The sequence below is a fragment of the Janthinobacterium breve genome, from assembly GCF_051380895.1.
Classification (GTDB): Bacteria; Pseudomonadota; Gammaproteobacteria; order Burkholderiales; family Burkholderiaceae_D; genus Janthinobacterium.
In genome coordinates, this window is record NZ_JBNYXY010000002.1 from 62,959 (window position 1) to 81,917 (window position 18,959).

Annotated in this window: 13 protein-coding genes and 1 pseudogene; 5 read left to right on the plus strand and 9 right to left on the minus strand. The window is 62.3% G+C overall.

Annotated elements, in window-relative coordinates; all coding sequences use genetic code 11:
- The first annotated feature begins 772 nt into the window (after nucleotides 1-772).
- The gene (xseA, locus tag ACQ4W0_RS03050; RefSeq protein WP_436575439.1) at nucleotides 773-2,134 is read left to right on the plus strand and encodes an exodeoxyribonuclease VII large subunit; all 1,362 of its coding nucleotides are present in this window, start codon (nucleotides 773-775) and stop codon (nucleotides 2,132-2,134) included.
- An 87-nt stretch (nucleotides 2,135-2,221) separates the two neighbouring features.
- Here the strand turns inward: xseA and ACQ4W0_RS03055 are convergent, their stop codons facing one another.
- From ACQ4W0_RS03055 to ACQ4W0_RS03080, 6 genes are all read right to left on the minus strand, one after another.
- Nucleotides 2,222-4,684 carry a TonB-dependent receptor gene (locus ACQ4W0_RS03055; protein WP_436575440.1) on the minus strand — a complete coding sequence of 821 codons (2,463 nt, stop codon included), beginning with the start codon at nucleotides 4,682-4,684 and terminating at the stop codon, nucleotides 2,222-2,224.
- A gap of 107 nt (nucleotides 4,685-4,791) precedes the next feature.
- Nucleotides 4,792-5,832, minus strand: a complete 1,041-nt coding sequence (locus ACQ4W0_RS03060; protein WP_436575441.1) for an ABC transporter ATP-binding protein — start codon at nucleotides 5,830-5,832, stop codon at nucleotides 4,792-4,794.
- Nucleotide 5,833: 1 nt separating this feature from the next.
- A complete protein-coding gene (locus ACQ4W0_RS03065; RefSeq protein WP_436575442.1) occupies nucleotides 5,834-7,210 on the minus strand; it encodes a GH1 family beta-glucosidase in 1,377 nt (458 codons plus the stop codon).
- A gap of 26 nt (nucleotides 7,211-7,236) precedes the next feature.
- Nucleotides 7,237-8,055: a carbohydrate ABC transporter permease gene (locus ACQ4W0_RS03070; protein WP_152251754.1), complete on the minus strand. Its 819-nt coding sequence runs from the start codon at nucleotides 8,053-8,055 to the stop codon at nucleotides 7,237-7,239.
- Entirely contained in the window at nucleotides 8,052-9,041 is a 990-nt protein-coding gene (locus ACQ4W0_RS03075; RefSeq protein ID WP_436575443.1) for a carbohydrate ABC transporter permease, read from the minus strand. The genes ACQ4W0_RS03070 and ACQ4W0_RS03075 overlap by 4 nt, the downstream gene beginning before the upstream one ends.
- Before the next feature lie 7 nt (nucleotides 9,042-9,048).
- Nucleotides 9,049-10,338 (minus strand): extracellular solute-binding protein, encoded by a 1,290-nt coding sequence (locus ACQ4W0_RS03080; protein WP_436575444.1) that lies wholly within the window; start codon nucleotides 10,336-10,338, stop codon nucleotides 9,049-9,051.
- A 392-nt stretch (nucleotides 10,339-10,730) separates the two neighbouring features.
- On the opposite strand from ACQ4W0_RS03080, the gene ACQ4W0_RS03085 reads away from it, so the two are divergent.
- From ACQ4W0_RS03085 to ACQ4W0_RS03095, 3 genes and pseudogenes are all read left to right on the plus strand, one after another.
- Nucleotides 10,731-11,750, plus strand: coding sequence for a LacI family DNA-binding transcriptional regulator (locus ACQ4W0_RS03085; RefSeq protein WP_436575445.1), 1,020 nt, complete (start codon nucleotides 10,731-10,733; stop codon nucleotides 11,748-11,750).
- 211 nt (nucleotides 11,751-11,961) lie between these two features.
- Entirely contained in the window at nucleotides 11,962-12,540 is a 579-nt protein-coding gene (gene sodB / locus ACQ4W0_RS03090; protein WP_071078930.1) for a superoxide dismutase [Fe], read from the plus strand.
- A gap of 1,306 nt (nucleotides 12,541-13,846) precedes the next feature.
- Nucleotides 13,847-15,226 (plus strand): annotated as a pseudogene (locus ACQ4W0_RS03095) (putative bifunctional diguanylate cyclase/phosphodiesterase); the annotation flags it as partial.
- Nucleotides 15,227-15,274: 48 nt separating this feature from the next.
- On the opposite strand, the gene ACQ4W0_RS03100 reads toward ACQ4W0_RS03095, so the two are convergent.
- Nucleotides 15,275-16,837, minus strand: coding sequence for a CYTH and CHAD domain-containing protein (locus ACQ4W0_RS03100; RefSeq protein WP_436575446.1), 1,563 nt, complete (start codon nucleotides 16,835-16,837; stop codon nucleotides 15,275-15,277).
- 121 nt (nucleotides 16,838-16,958) lie between these two features.
- On the opposite strand from ACQ4W0_RS03100, the gene mgrA reads away from it, so the two are divergent.
- On the plus strand, nucleotides 16,959-17,999 hold the full coding sequence (mgrA, locus tag ACQ4W0_RS03105) for an L-glyceraldehyde 3-phosphate reductase (protein WP_436575447.1): 1,041 nt from the start codon (nucleotides 16,959-16,961) through the stop codon (nucleotides 17,997-17,999).
- A 5-nt stretch (nucleotides 18,000-18,004) separates the two neighbouring features.
- Here the strand turns inward: mgrA and ACQ4W0_RS03110 are convergent, their stop codons facing one another.
- Complete coding sequence (locus ACQ4W0_RS03110) at nucleotides 18,005-18,412, minus strand: DUF2244 domain-containing protein (RefSeq protein WP_436575448.1); 408 nt, start codon at nucleotides 18,410-18,412, stop codon at nucleotides 18,005-18,007.
- Nucleotides 18,413-18,579: 167 nt separating this feature from the next.
- Nucleotides 18,580-18,897 carry a hypothetical protein gene (locus ACQ4W0_RS03115; protein ID WP_436575449.1) on the minus strand — a complete coding sequence of 106 codons (318 nt, stop codon included), beginning with the start codon at nucleotides 18,895-18,897 and terminating at the stop codon, nucleotides 18,580-18,582.
- Between the last annotated feature and the right edge of the window lie 62 nt (nucleotides 18,898-18,959).

The following is an 18,959-nucleotide window of genomic DNA, read 5'->3' on the forward strand; positions in this document are numbered from 1 at the left end:
CATAAAAATGTAGCAAGATGTAAAAAGCGGGGTTTTTCCTGCAAAAAAGCGTCCTCAAACAACACTTTCCCACCGCCAGCGCAGTTCCGCACATAAAGTGTGGATAAGATTGTGAGCAAGCCGATTGACTCCTTACAAGACCCTTGATTTAAAAGGAGTTTTTTCCAATGCTGAAAAATAAGGCAGCGATACAGTCTGTTCATGCAGTGGAGAACCCGGACAAAACACGAAACGATTTATGCAGTTTTGCACACATTCTGTGGATAAGATTGTGAGCAAGACGTACACCTGGATGCTATCCACTTGATTCATATGGCTATTTTTATGCTGCGCAAAATTCAGGCAAGCCATGCCATGGCCGTTTCAGTGGATAATTCACGCGCCGGCGCCAAGTTCTGCACATTTTTTGTGGATAAGATTGTGCGCAAGGCCAGGCATGGCATACTAAGCGCTTGATTCCTATGCACTTTATTTCCGTGCGCAAAAATATAGCAGGGCATTTTTCTTTGCCTAAAGTAGCCTGTCCGGCAACGTTTGTCCAAGGCAAAAAGTTCCGCACATTTTCTGTGGATAACTTTGTGCGTAAGTGGCAGGGGCTGCACTGATGTGCTTGATATTAAAGGTTTTTTTCCCTGTGCACGCAAATCAGGCATACAGGAATACTGCATGAAATCAACTACTTAGAAATAGAACTTGTTGTTTTGCGCGATATATGACATAAGCATGACCTCGCCGATAATATGTGGACAGCTTCCTTCTTTCCCCTTGCCTGATGATGAACGACACCCCGACTGACAGCGGCTTTGCCGCCCCGCCCGTGCTGACCGTCAGCGCCCTGAACCAGGCCGTCGCGCGCCTGCTCGAACGCTCGTTCCCCCTGACCTGGATCGCCGGCGAGATGTCCAACTTCACGCGCGCCGCCTCGGGCCACTGGTATTTCACCCTCAAGGACGATGGGGCCCAGGTGCGCGCCGTGATGTTCCGTGGCCGCGCCCAGTACGCCGGCTTCACGCCGCGCGAAGGCGACAAGGTGGAAGTGCGTGCCTTGGTCACCCTGTACGGCGCGCGCGGCGATTACCAGATCAACGTGGAAGCCATCCGCCGTGCCGGCGTGGGCGCCCTGTATGAAGCGTTCCAGCGCCTGAAGGAGAAACTGGCGGCGCAGGGCCTCTTCGACCAGGAACGCAAGCGCGCCATTCCCATGTTCGCACGCAGCATCGGCATCGTCACCAGCCCGCAGGCTGCTGCCCTGCGCGACGTCTTGATCGCGCTCAAGCGCCGCGCACCGCACGTGGCCATCATCCTGTATCCGACGCCCGTGCAGGGCCAGCAGGCGCCGGAAAAAATCGCGCACGCCATCCGCACGGCATCAACAAGGGCCGAGTGCGACGTGCTGCTGGTGTGCCGTGGTGGCGGCAGCATCGAAGATTTATGGTCGTTCAACGATGAAGCCGTGGCCCATGCGATCGCAGACTGTTCCATGCCCGTGATCAGCGGCGTGGGTCACGAGACCGATTTCACCATCGCCGACTTCGCGGCCGACCTGCGCGCTGCCACGCCGACGGCGGCGGCCGAACTGGCGGTCACGCCGCGCGCCGACTGGCTGGCCTCCTTGCGCGCCGATGCGACCGACCTGCGCCGCGCCATGCGCCGCCGCCTCGACGATGCGGCACAGACTCTGGACCGCCACAACCGCCGCCTGCTCAACCCGAAGGCGCAACTGCAGCAACAGCGCTTGCAACTGCTGGCCCTGTCGACGGCCATGACGCATGCGGCGCGCGCTCCCCTCAACCAGTCGCAGTACGCGCTCGAGCGCCTGCGTTCGCGCTGGACCGCCTTGCGGCCCGACGTCACGGCGCCGCGCGCGCGCCTGCTGGAAGCGCAGCGCCGCGGCGGCGCGGCCATGGCGCAGCAGCTAGGCCAGCGGCGCCACCGCCTCGACGGCCTGGCGGCGCAGCTGGAACTGCTCAACCCGCAGCGCACCCTGGAACGGGGCTACGCTATCCTGCGTGACGAAAAAGGCGCCATCGTGCGCTCGCCGGCGCAGCTGCAGGCGCGCCAGAACGTCAACGTGCGCCTGGCCGAAGGCAGCGCGCAGATCGGCATCGCCAGCGTGCAGGCAACCCTGGAGTAAGCGAAGGCATAAAAAAGGCCGGGGAAACTCCCCGGCCCAACACCTTCCCTACTGAGTGGACTGCAACTACTCTTTCACACTACGCCATCAGAACTTCATCGACACGCGCGCGCCAAACGTGCGCGGCGCATTGTAGAAGGCGCCGTAGATCTGCTGCGTGGGCTGGCATGGCATACCCACGTCCGTGCAGATTTCATTGACGTCGAGCTTGACCGCCTTGTCGGTGGCGTTCTGCACGAACGCTTCCACCGTGTAAGCCTTGTTCGCCGGCTGGAAACGCAGGCTCAGGTCCAGGGTGGTGTAGGCTTCCTGGCGCTTGACGCCCGCATGGCCCGGCACGTCGCCATTGAACGCCCCCGCCCCCACGTACGACATGGTTTCATAATGCACCGAGGCGCGCGGCGTGAGCTGGCCGCCGGCGACATTGAAATCATGCTCGTACTGCACCGTGGTGGAAAACTTCGGCGCATGCTTCATGGTGCTGCCGCCCACGTTCACCAGTGGTGCCGTCGAGCCGCAGGACTGGCCATTCGCGCGCGCCGCATCGACGTCGCACGACATGAAATCATCGTACACGGCTTTCAGCCAGGTGGCGTTGCCCGTCAGGCGGTCGACCGACGTTGGCCGCCACACCCACTCTGCTTCCAGCCCCTTGACGGTGGCGCCGGCCGCATTGAAGTTGGCCAGCACGCTGTTGACCACCTGCGATTCGAGCTTGTCCTTGTATTTCATCAGGAAGGCATCGAGGTTCAGGGTCAGCTGGCGGTTCAACAGGTCCGACTTGAAGCCGATTTCATAGCTGGTCAGCTTTTCCGGCTTGGTGGTGGCGCCGCCGTCGCCGATGGCTGGCGAATGGAAGCCCGTCGTCACGGAGCCGAACAGCAAGATATCGGAGCGCAGCTTGTACTCGATGCGTCCCAGCCAGGTGGCCTGGCCATATTTCAGGTCGGCCGTATTGTCGCCTGGCGTATTGCCGCAGCTGGCGGCCGTGATGGCGCCACCGGGCCCGATATTGTGCGTATTGGCCAGGCCCGTGCCAGGCGTGACCAGCTGGCGCAGCTGGTCGGAAGTGAGCACCGTGGTGCCCAGTGGCGTGTTCGCGGGCCAGTTCGGGCATGCCCAGTTCTTGCCGCCGATGTCGAATTTATGGTCTTTCGTGTAGCGCGCGCCGGCCGTCAGCTTGATCTGGTCCGTCACTTGCTGGCTGACCTGGCCGAATACGGCCTTGGATTTGAGCTGGCGGTCGCCCTGGATGAAGGACATCGACGAAGCGTACTGGCCCACGGTGGGCTGCACGAAGATCACGGCGCCATTGGCGATATCCTGCTGCACGGCAGCCTGCGAAATCTGGCTGCGGTCGATATCGAAGCGCACCTTGTTCTTTTCATTGAAGAGGAACAGGCCCGCCACCCACTGGAACGGCGCATCGTCGTCCGAGCGCGCCTGCAGCTCGTGAGAATAGCTGTCGAACTGCGCCCAGTCGGTGCGGTTTTCCGACTTGAAGCCGGGGAACAGGCCCGCATCGGCATCATTGCTGTTCTGGCGCTTGTAACGGCTCCAGCTGCCCAGGTAAGTAAAGTCGAGCGCCTCCGTCGGCTTGTAATTGAGCTTGCCCTTGTAGGTCAAGATCGACTGGTCCAGGGTGCCCGGCGTGTCGATCAGCGCCGAGCGCAGCTTCTCGCCCCCTTTCGGTTCGGCCGCCAGGTAGACGTTGCCGGCGCCCTGGTCGAGGAAGTAGTCGGCGATGAAGGTGCCGCGCAGCTGCGGCGTGATTTTCCACAGCAGCGAGGCGCGTACGCCCATCTGGTCGCCGGCGCCATACTTGGCCGTGCCCGGCATGACGTTCGAGCCGCGGCGGAAGTCCACCGTGCCGTCGTGGCTATCCTTGATGGCGGCAATGCGCAGCGCCATATCGTCGGAAAACGGGATATTGAGCATGCCCTGCGTCTGCAAATGGCGCTTGTCGCCCACCGTGATGCCGGCCGACCCCATGAACTTGGCCGTGCTCGGTGCGGCCGACACCAGGTTGACGGCGCCTGCCGTCGAATTGCGGCCATTCAGGGTGCCCTGCGGTCCGCGCGCCACCTCGACGTGGGACAGGTCGTACATCAGCGCCGTGGCGCCCTGCGGACGCGGCGAATACACGCCATCGACATAGAAGGCGACAGCTGGGTCGCCCAGCTCCGTGTGGTTGGCCGAACCAACGCCGCGCATGTAGACGTGCACGCCGCCCGAGTCTCCATGCTGCTCGACGACGAGGCTGGGCACCATGGTGGCCAGCGACGCCAGATCCTTGACCTGGTTGTTTTGCAGTGTGTCCTGGTTGAAGGCGGTGACGGCCAGTGGCGTCTCCTGCACGAAGGTGTTGCGGCGCGTGGCCGTGACGACGATGCGGTCCATCTGCTCGGCTGCCGGTTTTGCCGTGTCAGTGGTGGTCGTGGTACTGGCCACCTCCTGCGCCAGCGCGGCGCCGCTGCCCAGCAAGATGAACTGAGCGAATGTCGCATGCGCCAGGCTGATGGCGATGGTATTGCGTTTGAGCTGTTGCATTGTTGTTGTCTCCTGTACCGCTGGTTGAATGATGATCACATAGCTCTTTGGCTACTGCTGCACATTTTTTGGGTGTCAATCTGAAGTCATGTCGCCTCCGTGCGGGGTCAATGGGTGGCCACGGCGCGCCCGGCCGTGTCGAACAGAAAGGCATGGCCTTCTTCCGGCGCGAAGCCGATGGCACTGCCCTGCGCCAGCGCGTGGCGCGCCTCGCCATGCAGCTTGATGGCCACCGCATGCGGGCTATCGTCAAGCGTTGCGTGGATGATCTGCGCATCGCCCAGCTGCTCGATCAGGGTCACGCTGGCGCCGTAGCCCTCATTGCGCGGCACCAGGCGCAGATGCTCGGGGCGTATGCCGACCAGCATGCCCACCGCGCCACCGAGCTGGCTGGCCAGTGCCGGCACGGCAGCGCACGGCAAAAAGTTCATGCGCAGGGCGCCGATGAAGCCGGCCACGAACTGGCTGGCCGGATGGCGATACAGGTCCAGGGGCGCGCCCACTTGCTCCAGGTGCCCGCCGTGGAAGACGGCCACCCTGTCGCCCAGGGTCATGGCTTCGACCTGGTCATGGGTGACGTAGATCATGGTGGTGCCCAGTTCCTGGTGCAGCTTGGCCAGCTCGATGCGCGTCTGCACGCGCAGCGACGCGTCGAGGTTGGACAGCGGCTCGTCAAACAGGAATACCTTGGGCTGGCGCACGATGGAGCGACCAATGGCCACGCGCTGACGCTCGCCGCCGGACAGGGCCTTGGGCTTGCGGTCCAGCAGGTGCGTGATCCGCAGGATCTCGGCCACCTTGCCCACGGCGGCGCGCACTTCTGCTTCCGGCTTGCCCGCCAGTTTTAGGGCAAAGCCCATGTTGTCGCGCGCCGTCATGTGCGGATACAGGGCGTAGCTCTGAAAGACCATGGCGATGCCCCGCTCGGCCGGCGCCACGTCGTTGGCCAGCAGGTCGCCGATACGCAGCTGGCCCGCGCTGATGTCTTCCAGTCCCGCGATCATGCGCAGCAGGGTCGACTTGCCGCAACCGGACGGCCCCACGAAAACCATGAATTCGCCATCGTGGATATCGAGATCGAGGCCCTTGACGATTTCCGGGCCGTCGCCGTAGGTCTTGCGGATGCCGCGCAGCGAGATGGCGGCCATCTCAGTGCTCCCCTGCCAAAACCGGCGCATCAGTAGTATGCGCGGCCCGCTGCGCGGCGATGAAGTCGCGGTACCACAGGGCGCTGTCCTTGAAACTGCGCTGCTGCGTGGCGTAATCGACGTACAGCATGCCGAAGCGCTTGGCATAGCCCGAGTTCCACTCGAAGTTGTCCATCAGGCTCCAGTAGAAATAGCCGCGCACGTCGATGCCCTGCGCGATCACCGCCCGCAAGGCGTCCAGGTGCAGCTGCACGTACTCGATGCGCGCCTGGTCATGGATCTTGCCGTCGACGGGCTTGTCGGCGACGGCCATGCCGTTTTCCGTGATGTAGACGGGCGGCAGCCGGTATTCACGGTGCAGGCCCACCAGCAACTCCGTCAAACCCTGCGGGTAGGTTTCCCAACCCATGTCGTTGACGCCCAGCTTGCACTCGGGCTTGCGCGGCGGTGTCTCGGCGCTCATGAAAGCGCGCGTGTAGTAGTTCACGCCGAGGAAATCGATGGGCTGTTTAATATCTGTGAAATCGTTTTCAAAGATAGATAAAGCAGAGGCGTCGACGTGTTTCAGGGCCAGGACCGGGTAGCGGCCCTTGAAGATGGCGTCCATATACCACTGCACCGAGCGCGCATATTCAAGTTCGGCCAGCTCCCGGTCCTGGGCGCTGTCGGTGGCCGGCGTGGCCGTCCATTGATTGAGCACGATGCCCAGTTTCGCGGGCGGATTGACGGCGCGCATCGCTTGCATGGCCAGGCCGTGCGACAGCAGCAAGTGGTGCGACACTTGCACGGCGGCGGCCGGGTCGGCCATGCCGGGGGCGAACTGGCCCGTGCCGTGGCCCAGCACGGCCGTGCACCACGGCTCATTGTGCGTGGCGATGCTGACGACCTTGTGGCCAAAGCGGCGCGCCACCTCGGCCGCGTAGGCGGCGAAGTGATAGCAGGTGGCGCGATTGAGCCAGCCGCCCTCGTCCTGCAAGGCTTGCGGCAAGTCCCAGTGGTAAAGGGTTAAATGGGCATCGAGTCCCTTGGCGGCCAGCGCATCGAGCAGGCGCGCATAGAAATCGAAGCCCGCCTCGTTCCAGGCGCCCGAACCTGTGGGCTGCACGCGCGACCAGGACATGGAAAAGCGGTAGGCGTTGACGCCCAGGTTGGCGATCAGTTCCACGTCGTCGGCGTAGCGGTGGTAATGGTCGCAGGCCACGTCGCCATTGCTGCCGTCGATGATCTTGCCGTCGGTGTGACTGAAGGTATCCCAGATGGATGGTCCGCGGCCGTCGATGGCGGCGGCGCCCTCGATCTGGTAGGCGCTGGTGGCCACGCCCCAGGTGAAGGTGGCAGGGAAGGTGGTATCGGTATCGTCGTTATGCATAATGGTCATGTCAGTGTGAGTGGATGAAGAGAGTTCTAGCCTTTGACGGCGCCTTGCGTGAGGCCCTCGATCAGGCGCTTCGAGGCGACAAAAAACATCAGCAGCAGCGGCAGCACGGCAATCGCCGCGCCCGTCATCAGCGCGCCCCACTCCGTGTTGTTCGGCGCCTGCATGCTGCGCAGCGCCAGCGGGATCGTGTAATTCTCGACCGAGCGCATGACGACCAGCGGCGTGATGAAATTGTTCCACGAGTTGATGAAGGTGATCAGGCCCAGGGTACCCATGGCAGGGCCGATCAGCGGCAGCACCACTCGCCAGTAGATGGCAAATTCACCGCAACCATCGATGCGCGCCGCCTCGATCAAGTCCTTCGGAATTGCCGTGCCGATGTACTGGCGCATCAGGAAAATCCCCAGCGCGCCGGCCGCGCCCGGCACGTACAGGGCGCGCGGCTGGTCCAGCCATCCCAGGAAATCCATCAGCATGAAGGTGGGGATCATGTTCATGAAGGACGGGATGATCATCGACGCCATCACCAGCGTAAACAAGGGCCGCTTGAAGCGGAATTCGTACATGGCAAACGCATAGCCGCCCAGCGAGCAAAAGAACAGGGTCAGCGCGGTGGTCATCAGGGCCACGTACAGGCTGATGCCGATGTTGCGCCAGAACGGCAGGCGTTCCTGCAGCAGTTCCAGGTTGTGCAGCAAGGCCGTGCCGAACCAGCGCGGCGGCGGCAGGCTGTAGATCTCCGCGCTCGTGTGCGTGGCGAAGACAAACATGAAGTAGAACGGCGCGACCATGATCAGGGCGCCGATGGCCACCATGGCGTAGGCCGTCCAGCGGGTAGTTTTCATCGGGCCTCCTTGCGTTCGTTGCGGCTGAAGATGCGGTTATTCACCCAGGTGGTGCTGGCGATGATGAGGAACAGCAGCCAGGAAATGGCCGACGCCGTGCCGAAGTCGCCCGAGGAAAACGCCGTCTTGTAGACGAAGATGGCCGTCGTCATCACGGACTGGCTCACGCCGCTCGATTCGGCCACCAGCACGAACGGTTCCTCGAACAGCTGCAGATTGCCCATGATGGTGAGCGTGACGGCCAGGTAGATCATGGGACGCAGCTGCGGCAAGGTGATGTACCAGAATTGCTGGCGCTTCGAGGCGCCGTCGATGGTGGCCGCTTCATACAAATCTTTCGGTATCACCTGCAGCGCCGACAGGTACAGCACCAGGTTCCAGCCCAGGTAGCGCCAGAAGATGACGAAGGCGACGGCCGGCTTGATGAACAGCGAGCTGCCCAGCCAGTCAATCGACTCAGCGGGGAACAGACCGCCCACCAGCGGCAGGCTGGCGCACCATTGGATCAGCACATTGATCTGACCATAGTCGCGCGAGAACAGGGTATTGAAGACCATGGCGATGGCCACGCTGGAGGTGATGAACGGTAAAAAGTAAATGCCGATCACCAGGTTGCGCGAGCGCTTGAAGCTGTTGTGGATGAAGGCCGCCAAGGGAATGGCCACCAGGTGCTGCGGCACGCCCGAGGCCAGCGCCAGCCAGACGGTATTGCCCAGCGAGCGCAAAAACCACGGATCGCTCAGCGCATATTTGTAGTTATCGAGGCCCACCCACTGCATGGCTTCCACGCCGCTGGCCGCTTCCCACTGGTTGAACGATAAATAGATGGAAAACAGCAGCGGGAACAGGCTGAAGACGGCGAACAGGATGAAGAAGGGGCTGATGAAAATGTACGGCGCCCACTTCTTCATGTTGAAGCGTTTCCTGGCGGGCCTCGCTGCAGCAGCAGCGGGCGCACCCTCGGTACAAGGCATGGAGGTAGTCATGCTGCTCCTAGCGCCGCGCGCGGTGGGTGATCAGGGCCTTGGCGTCGGCCAGGGCCGTCTTGATATCCTTGTTTTGCGCCAGCACGCTTTCCAGTTCCATGTTGACGATGTCGCGCGCCACGGCATCGAACTTATCGACGCGGATGACGGGAATTTTCGCTGCCGTGTCGCGCGCCAGCAAGCGCGTCTTCTGGCCGCCGAAATACGCTTGCGGCTCGTCCATCATCGGGTCCGCATACGCCGCCTTGAGGGCCGGGAAGGCGCCGATCTCTTTGAGCGAGTGCAACTGAATGTCCTTGTTGACGGTCATGAACTTGATGAATTCCCACGCCTGCGCCTTGTTCGCCGCCTTTTTCGGGATGCCGTAGAAGGAGCCGCCATACGACGCCAGCGCGCCGGCCGGCAGGTTCGCCGCGCGCCACTGGCCGGAGGAAGCCGGCGCCAGCCATTTGGCCAGGTGGCCGCTGAGCCAGGAACCCATCATCTGGCTGGCCACCTTGTCGCGTTTGAAGCCTTCGGCCCACTCGCCCGTCCAGGCCACGGTGCGCGCATCGATGCCGGCCACGCGCGCCGCCTTGGCCAGTTCAAACGCTTTCACGAAGCGGGGCGAGTCGACCAGCACCTGCCCCTTGTCGCCAAAATAAATGCCTTCGCCATCCTTCAAATTGGCGCGTATATAAATGTCGGCCAGGTCGCTGGCGCCGGCCAGCAGATAGGTGCCGGTGGCTGCCTTGAGCTTCTTGCCGGCGGCAATGTACGACTCCCACGAGGCGGTCAGGTCGGCCTCCTTGATGCCCGCCTTGTCCATCAAGTCCTTGCGGTAGAACAGGGTGCCCGGTCCCAGGTCGGCCGGCATGGCGCCCAGGGTGCCGCGCGAACTGGTGGCCTGCACGAAGGTGAACGGCACGAACTGGGCGCGGTACTGCCCTGCCCCGTAAGGCGGCTGCAGCAAGTCTTCCATGCCCTTCGATTCGGCGAAACTGCCGACGTAGCGAAAATCGATGGCCATCACGTCAGGCAGGCGCGCACCGGCCGCCAGCGCCGTCGTCATCGAGTTATGGTGGTCATCGATCTGCAGGCTGACCAGCTTGACCTTCACTTGCGGGTACAGCTTCTCCCACAGGGGCAAGGCCGTCTTGACGGCGCGGTCCAGGTCAGGGAAGGAGGCGACGGTAATCGTGGCGGGGACCAGCGCCGGCAGCACTGCGGCAGGCGGAACGGCTGCGGGCGCGGCGGCCACGCCAAAGGCCAGGGCCAGCGCTGCCAGCGGGGCCGCGCCAAGGATGCTTGACTTCATTATTTCATCTCCGTTTATTGAGCGTCTTCTATCTTGAAAACGTTTTCACAACATGACTCCATTTAACACCGCAAAGAAAACCAAGTCAACCGAAAAAGTTGTCATTTTTATTGAGGACAGCGTGGCAAGAGGAGCGCCATGGCGCTTGTTCTCCTATGAGAAAGGTGAAAATACAGCGTGCCTGCGTTGCTGTTGTTTTTTGTGAAAACGTTTTCACAACAAGCAAAATGGGCACGCCAGCACATCATCGCGCACATTGTCGTGCGGCACGTATCGACTTACACCGTTCCGGCCAGGCTCACCTGCAGCCATCGCCTCCGTTTATGGTAACCTTTCACTGAAAAGGTTTTCAGAGCACTGACAACCAGCCATCTTGACACCCAGGAATCACCTTGAACGATAGCGCCCACGCTGCTCCCCCTTCCACCCTGCTCGACGTGGCCCGCCAGGCCGGCGTCTCGCCCAGCACCGTCTCACGCATCCTGAACGGCACGGCCAAGGTATCCGACGACAAGCGCGACGCCGTGCTGGCGGCCATCGCGCACATGAAATTCGCGCCGAACCAGATGGCGCAGGGCCTGAAAAAGGGCCGCTCGATGACCATCGGCATCGTGGTGCAGGATATTTCCAGCCCCTTCTTCGACGAAAGCCTGCGCGGCGTGGACGACGGCCTGAAAGACACGGGCTATGCGTCCGTCATCGTCAGCGGGCACTGGAATGCGCAGGAAGAGGCCGACCGCATCCGCCTGCTGCTGGCGAGGAAAGTCGACGGCATCATCCTGCTGTCGGGGCGCATCTCGGACCAGAGCGTGCTCGATTTTTCGCAGCAGCGGCCCATCGTCTCGACGGGCCGCACGCTGGCGACCAAAAGTGCCATCGGCTTCAAGCTCGACAACGAATACGGCGCTTACCTGGCCGTGCGCCACCTGGTGGAACTGGGCCACCGCCGCATCGCCTTTGTCTCCGGCCCCGCCAACAACACGGATGCGGCCGAGCGCCTGACGGGCTACCAGCGCGCGCTGCGCGAAGCGGACATCGCCATCGACCCAAAGCTGATGGTGGAAGGCGATTTCCACGAGGCAAGTGGCATGCTGGCCATGAACCATCTGTTCGATACGCAGCAGCAATTCAGCGCCGTCTTCGCCGCCAACGACCTGTCCGCCTATGGCGTGCGCCTGTGCCTGTACCGCAAGGGCATCCGCGTGCCCGACGATATCTCGCTCGTCGGTTTCGATGACTTGCCCGGCTCGTCCTACACGACGCCACCGCTGACAACCATCCACCAGCCCCTGTACGACATCGGCCGCATCGCCACCGAAGCGCTGCTGGGACTGATCAACGGCGAAGCCGTGCAGGCGGCCATTCCGCCGCTGGAACTGATCGTGCGCGAGACTACGCGCCGCATCCGCTGAGGCTTGCGGCGGGGAACATTTCCTCGCGACTTAAGCTAAACGAGAATCAATACGCTACCAGCATCGGCAACGCATGCGGGAATCTGCAGCAATGGCGCATCCGCTTTACAATAGTGGCTCGTTCAGCAAGAATGCTTGGTTCAAGCACGCAGGCTCAACCCTCCGGCCCCGGGCCGGAAGACTCCGAACACTCACCACAAAGGGACATCACATGGAACATACTCTGCCACCACTGCCGTATGAAATGGACGCTCTGGCGCCGCATATTTCGAAAGAAACCCTGGAATACCACTATGCCAAGCATCACCAGGCATATGTGACGAACTTGAACAACCTGATCAAGGGCACCGAGTTCGAGAACCTGTCGCTGGAAGAGATCATCAAGAAATCGTCGGGCGGCATCTTCAACAATGCAGCGCAAGTATGGAACCACACCTTCTACTGGAACGGCATGAAGCCGGCCGGCGGCGGCGCACCTACCGGTGCCGTGGCTGACGCGATCAACGCCAAATGGTCGTCGTTCGACAAGTTCAAGGAAGAATTCACCAAGTCGTGCGTGGGCAACTTCGGTTCGGGCTGGACCTGGCTGGTGCAAAAAGCCGACGGCTCCGTCGACATCGTCAACACCTCGAACGCCGGCTGCCCGCTGACCACCGGTGACAAGCCACTGCTGACCTGCGACGTCTGGGAACACGCTTACTACATCGATTACCGCAACCTGCGCGCCAAGTACGTGGAAACGTTCTGGGGCCTGGTCAACTGGGAATTCGTTGCCAAGAACTTCGCTTAAACGCGTTTCTCTTGTCAACGTCAACGACATTTTGACATAAAAATATGACATGAAAATTGTCATATTTTTCCAAAGGAAGTTTTTACCGAAAGGTAATAACTTCCTTTTTTACATGTGAACGCATGATCTACATCAGCGCGTGACGCTGGCCAAGTTGGACCAGGCCGGCACGGCGCACCTGGCCAGCAGACCCCTCCCCCCTTCTGGCACTGCCCCTGCAAATGGCGGCGGGACGATAGGTCCGGAATTTACGAAACATTTACGTGCCCGACCAAGCAATTTACATTTTGCTTACGCATGCCCCGCTACACTTTCTCATTTGCAACAAAAGCATTTGGCCATCCGGGCCGAAGCAAGCCAGTGGCAACGGGCTGCCGCGCCAGAACCTTCCCTACCTTCCATGTCCGCACCGCAGCACATTAAAAATGAACACTTTTTCCAGCAATGGCTGATCCACGCCATGGTGTTGTCGGCACTGGCCGGCTTCATTGCATTCACCCAGTACGAGGAATATCACCGGATTGATACGCAGGAACACGAGCGACTGGCGATGCAGGCGGAAATCGTGGAAAAGAATTTAACGCCGCAATTGAAGTTGAGCAAGCGCGTGATCGACAGCATCATCGACGAACTGGCGGCCTGGCAAGCGCAAGGCGATCACCTGCGGCGGGCGAATCACTCGCTCAAAGTGATCAACGATGCGCTGATCGGCATCCGCCCCATCCTCGTCATCGGTCCTGACGGGCAGGTGGTGGCGGGCAGCGACGCCGGCATGGCGGGTCAAAACTTCCGGCAAAACGATTGCTTCCAGAAAGCCATGCGACTCGCCGATCCGCAATTGCTGCACGTTAGCGCGCCGCCGGGCAATACCGCCGCTCCCGGCGCGATCAGCCTGTGCCGCCGCATCAGCGGGTTTCAGGGCGGCTTTGGCGGCATCGTCTTGGTCAGCCTGGCGCCCGCCTACTTCTCCGACCTGCTCGATTCGATTCGTTATGCGCGCGATGTCCATAGTTCGATCTCACGCGAAGACGGCCAGTTGTACCTGGCTTCTTCGCGCCGGACTGACACCCGGATGCCCGGGCTACCACGTGGCGCCGACAAGCAGCGCATGGTCGCCGAGCGCCATGTGCCATCGAGCGCGACCCTGTTCGGCACGACGCTGCGCATCGCCGTGAGCCGCGACACCGAGGTCTTGTTCGCGCCGTGGCGCCACAGCTTGTATGCGCAAAGCGTCCTGTTCGGTTTGGTCGCCATCTTCAGCACGCTCGGGCTGCTGATCATACAAAAACGGCACCGCTTGCGGCGGGCCGAGCGCAAGAAGACAGAGAAGCAAATACAGCAACTGGCCTTCTTCGATCAACTCACCAAGTTGCCCAACCGCATCTTGCTGCTGGACCGCCTGAAGCAGGCGAAGAAGGCCAGCCTGCGCAGCGGCAACCATGGCGCCGTCCTGTTCATCGATCTGGACAATTTCAAGACGCTCAACGACACGCTTGGACACGACATGGGCGACCTGTTGCTCAATCAAGTCGCGCGGCGCCTGGTCGGCTGCGTGCGCGCAGGCGACACCGTGGCCCGCCTGGGCGGCGATGAGTTCGTCGTCATGCTGACGGACCTGCATGTGAATGCGGAACAGGCGGCGGCCCAGGTCGATATCGTCGGCAACAAGATACTGCAGGAACTGAGCCAGACCTACTGGCTCAACCAGGTTACCCACCGCAGCACCTCGAGTATCGGCGCGACACTCTTCATGGGCAATCTGACCAGCATCGACGATCTGCTCAAGCAGGCGGACCTGGCCATGTACAAATCCAAGGCGGTGGGACGCAATGCCTTGCGCTTCTTCGATCCCGCCATGGAGGTGGCCATGCTGGAACGGGCCGCGCTGGAAACGGACTTGCGCGACGCCATTCCATGCCAGCAGTTGATACTCCATTACCAGCCCCAAATCGACCACCATGGCGGCGTTACCGGAGTCGAAGCGCTGGTACGCTGGCAACACCCGCTGCGCGGACTGGTGCCGCCAAGCGACTTCATTGCGCTGGCCGAAGAAATCGGCGTGATCCTCCCGCTGGGACAATGGGTGCTTGAAACGGCCTGCGCACAATTGGTCGCCTGGGCCGCACACCCCGACATGCGCCATCTGAGCATCGCGGTCAATGTCAGCGTGCGCCAGTTCAACCAGGACGATTTTGTCGATCAGGTGCTGTTCGCCCTGGCCTGCAGCGGCGCCGACCCACATCGTCTCAAGCTTGAGCTGACCGAGAGCCTGCTGGTGTCGGACGTCGGCGGCGTGATCGCCAAGATGTCTGCAATCAAAGCGCACGGCGTCGGTTTTTCGCTCGACGATTTTGGCACAGGCTATTCTTCCCTGGCCTATCTCAAGCGCTTGCCGCTGGACCAGTTAAAGATAGACAAGTCTTTTGTCCGCGACGTGACCCATGACCCTAGCGACGCATCGATCGCCAAAACCATCATCGCCCTGGCTCGCAGCCTGAACATCGCAGTCATCGCGGAGGGCGTCGAGACGCTGGCACAACGTGATTTCCTGGCGCGCTACGGTTGTCGCGCTTATCAGGGATACTTCTTCAGCCGCCCTTTGACGCTCACGGACCTGGAAAGATTTGTGCAGCGCCGCGCGCATGCTGCGCCATGCAACGACGATCAACGCCGTCTGCGCTCTTGAGAAGTGCCAGCGGGAGATGGTTTCAACTATGGCGGCACGGCAAGCTTGTCAGGCCTGCCCGATGCTGCCCTTCGACGGCAAAGGGGCGGCCGCGTAACGCCGCCACGGCCGCGCCAGCGCCTTGCCTGCCCCCCCCTGCAATTGCGCCGCCAGGAAGCCGCGCGCATAGGCGGCATGCGGCAACAGATCAGGCTGCATTTCGGCCAGCGCGCGCAGCAAGCGGTCCGCCACCCCGATATCGTTACGCCAGCCCAACTCGTCCTGCAAGACGGACAGCCGCTTCACGTAGGACCTGACTTGCCCGGCGTCATATAAGGAGGCAAAAAATTCAAGGGCATAGCGGGCTTTCTTGGCCGCGATGCGCACCCTGTGGCGCGCCAGCGGCGCCAGCTGCGGCAAGTCATTTCCCCGCTTTAACAGGCGGCGCTGATCCTTGCGCAGGGTAGCGCGGGCAAACGGGCAGATATGCACGTCCAGGCGCCGCAATTGGCGCGTCGAGCAACTGTCGCGCCATGCGCGCGCCTGCAGCCAGCGCTGCAAGCCCAGCATGCAAGCCGTGTAACGCGCCGAGGTGACGGCCTGGGCCGCTTGCACGTGCTTGAGGCGCGCCTGCGCGTGCGCCGCCTGTGCCAGCGCCGCCGCAGCGGCTTGCGCCTCGCCATCGAGTTGCGCCAGCGTATTGCCAGCCAATACATCCCAGTCGCGCGCCTCGCCCAGCGCGCCGCCCAGCCAGTCGAGTTCGCTCTTCAGCGCCTCCGGCAGCGCCAGCAGGGACTTGAACATGCCCAGCGTCGAGCGCAAACGGCGCAAGCCCACGCGCATCTGGTGCACGCTTTCCACATCCTCGCCCCCCGCCACGCCATCCTGGTTGCCGCTTACGTGTTCCAGGCAATTGCCGCAGATGTTGATGAAGGCTTGCTGCACCGTCATGCCATCGTCGAGCGCCAGGGGCAGGGCCTTGACGGCGCGCAAAGGCTGCGGCGCTGCGAGGCGGTAGCCGCGCTCCGCCTTGCTCATGTGGCCCAGTTGCAGCGGCACGTCCTGCAGCAAGGCCAGCGCCATGTCGAACAGGCTGGAGGCCTGTCCTTGCTTCAACTCCAGCTCGATCTCGCTGACGGCTACGCTGCGCGCGGCGCCGTCCGCACCGCTTTCAATGACACCCTGGTCCAGCACGCATTCGATCTGGTCGCCCTGCGGCGTGCGCAGCTGCCATACGGTGCGCTCGATGCGCGTGGTAAACACGGGCTGCAAGGCGTCGCGGATGGCATCCTGGCGCAGCAGCGCACGGATGGGCTGCTTGCGGCCGATGGCAGAGTCGAGCGCAGCGAGATCCGGTTGCGGCCCGGGCACGTCGTCTTCCCACTCATGGCGGCTGTGCAGGCCGCCGCTGACATTGCCGCCCGCCTTCAAGGTTTGCACCCAGCGCCCGTCCACCTGGCGCACGCGCAAGCCCGCCTGGTGGCGGCACAGCTGCAAATCGGGCGTATCGACATAGATATCGTGCATCTGCAGCACCTGCGGCGCACCTTGCGCAGTCTGCGCCAGCAGGGGGTGTGCGCGCAGCTGCGGCGCATCTTGCGGCGCCAGCAACAATTTCAATTCGATTTCCATGACCGCTCCTTGCGAGACTCCTGAACGCCTATTGTAAGGCGCGTCCGGTCGCGCGCAAGGAGCACGCACGCCCACCTTGATTTTGCGCGAAAATAAGCGCTTCATTCAACCGGGAGATGCCATGACTTACCACGCCGCCGAAAACCGCTACGACAGCATGCCATACCGCACCTGCGGGCGCAGCGGGCTGAAATTGCCGCTGCTGTCCCTGGGACTGTGGCACAACTTTGGCGACAGCAACCATCTGGCCTCGCAGCGCGACATGCTGCGCACGGCCTTCGACCTGGGCATCACGCATTTCGACCTGGCCAACAACTACGGCCCGCCGTATGGCAGCGCGGAAAGCAATTTCGGCAAGCTGCTGCGCGACGATTTCCTGCCCTACCGCGATGAGCTGATCATTTCCACCAAGGCGGGCTGGGACATGTGGCCCGGCCCTTACGGCCAGGGCGGCGGTTCGCGCAAATACGTGCTGGCCAGCCTGGACCAGAGCTTGCAGCGCCTGGGCCTCGATTACGTCGACATCTTTTACTCGCACCGCTACGACGCCGACACGCCGCTGGAAGAAACCATGGGCGCGCTGGCCACCGCCGTGCAGCAGGGCAAGGCGCTGTACGTGGGCTTGTCATCGTACTCGCCGCAAAAGACGGCCGAGGCGGCCGCCCTGCTGAAGGAGTGGAAAGTGCCGTGCCTGATCCACCAGCCTGCCTACAATATGCTCAACCGCTGGATCGAGGAAGACGGCTTGCTCGATACCCTGCAAGCGCAAGGCATGGGCTGCATCACGTTCACGGCGCTGGCGCAGGGCTTGCTCAGCGACAAGTACCTGGACGGCGTGCCGCAGGATGCGCGCGTCAACCGCCCCGGCGGCGGCTCGTTGCTGCAAAAGCACCTGAGCGCGGAAAACCTGGCCCGCGTGCGCGCCCTGAATCAGATTGCCGCGCAGCGGGGGCAGACCCTGGCGCAGATGGCGCTGGCCTGGGTGCTGCGCGATGCAAGAGTCACCTCGACCCTGATCGGTGCCAGCAGCAGTGCGCAAATCCGCGAAAACGTGGCCGCGCTGCAGCAACTGACGTTTACGGCCGAAGAACTGGCGGCCATCGACGTGCAGGCGCGTGAAGGTCATATCAATCTGTGGGAAGGCCCGTCGCGGGCCGTGTAAGGCGTTCACGGCGGCGACAAGGGCGGTGGCAACAGGGCCAGCAGTTCCTGCGCCACTTGCCGGCGCCGTTCGGGCGTGGCGAACACGCCCACATCCACCCGCGCGCCGCCAGCGCCGATATCATGGATGTGTATCAACTGACGCGGCCAGTGCGGCACGCCGACGCGCGTGCGCCATGGGGAAAAGTGGTGGCGCCGGCAGTGGCCGGCGCTGACCTGTTCGACGATCAGCTCGCCGTCGCGCAGGACGATATGTTCATAGTCGCGCGCATGGCGCAGGTAATGCAGCAGGGCGACGGCCACCAGGGCCAGTTCGGCGAACGAAAAGGCGAGAATGGTCCAGAGGCCACGTAGCGCAAAGGCGGCGGCAATCGCCAGAGAAAACAGGCATAGCAAACCATAGGCGCGTAGCAACTAGCGCGCCGTCAAGGCACTGTGGCGCGCCAGCAGCCATTGCGGCTGCTCGCGCGAGTGATCGCGTGGCATGGCGCCTCCCGCACTATCGCTTCATCACCGTATCACCGCAGCGGCCTTCGCCGCCGCCAGATTCAGCCTGGTCGTTCAGCCAGCTTGCGCCCGGCTCAGGCGCCCATCCGCACCAGCGCATGGCCCACATGCTGCCACCAGTGATCGCGCGACTTGACCTGCTTCAGGCAAGAAGTGTCGATTTCCGCCGGGAACACGCGATCCTGGCAAGCCTTCGTTGCCAGGGCATTGCGCTGGTTTTCCGTCGCCGCCAGGGCCACGGCCAGCCAGAACGCCAGCGCCAGCAACACCACCAGCAAACTCCAGGCCAGGTGATTGGTGTTACTTTTTTCGCCAAAAAACTCGCGTGGCCGCGTCTCGCGGTACACCAACATCAAGTCTTTTTCTTTCTCTTCCGACATCTGCGTTTGCATCCTCTGACATCCTATCCTGTGCCGGCCGGCTGGCCATGGCGACGCGCACGCCGCCTTGCCTG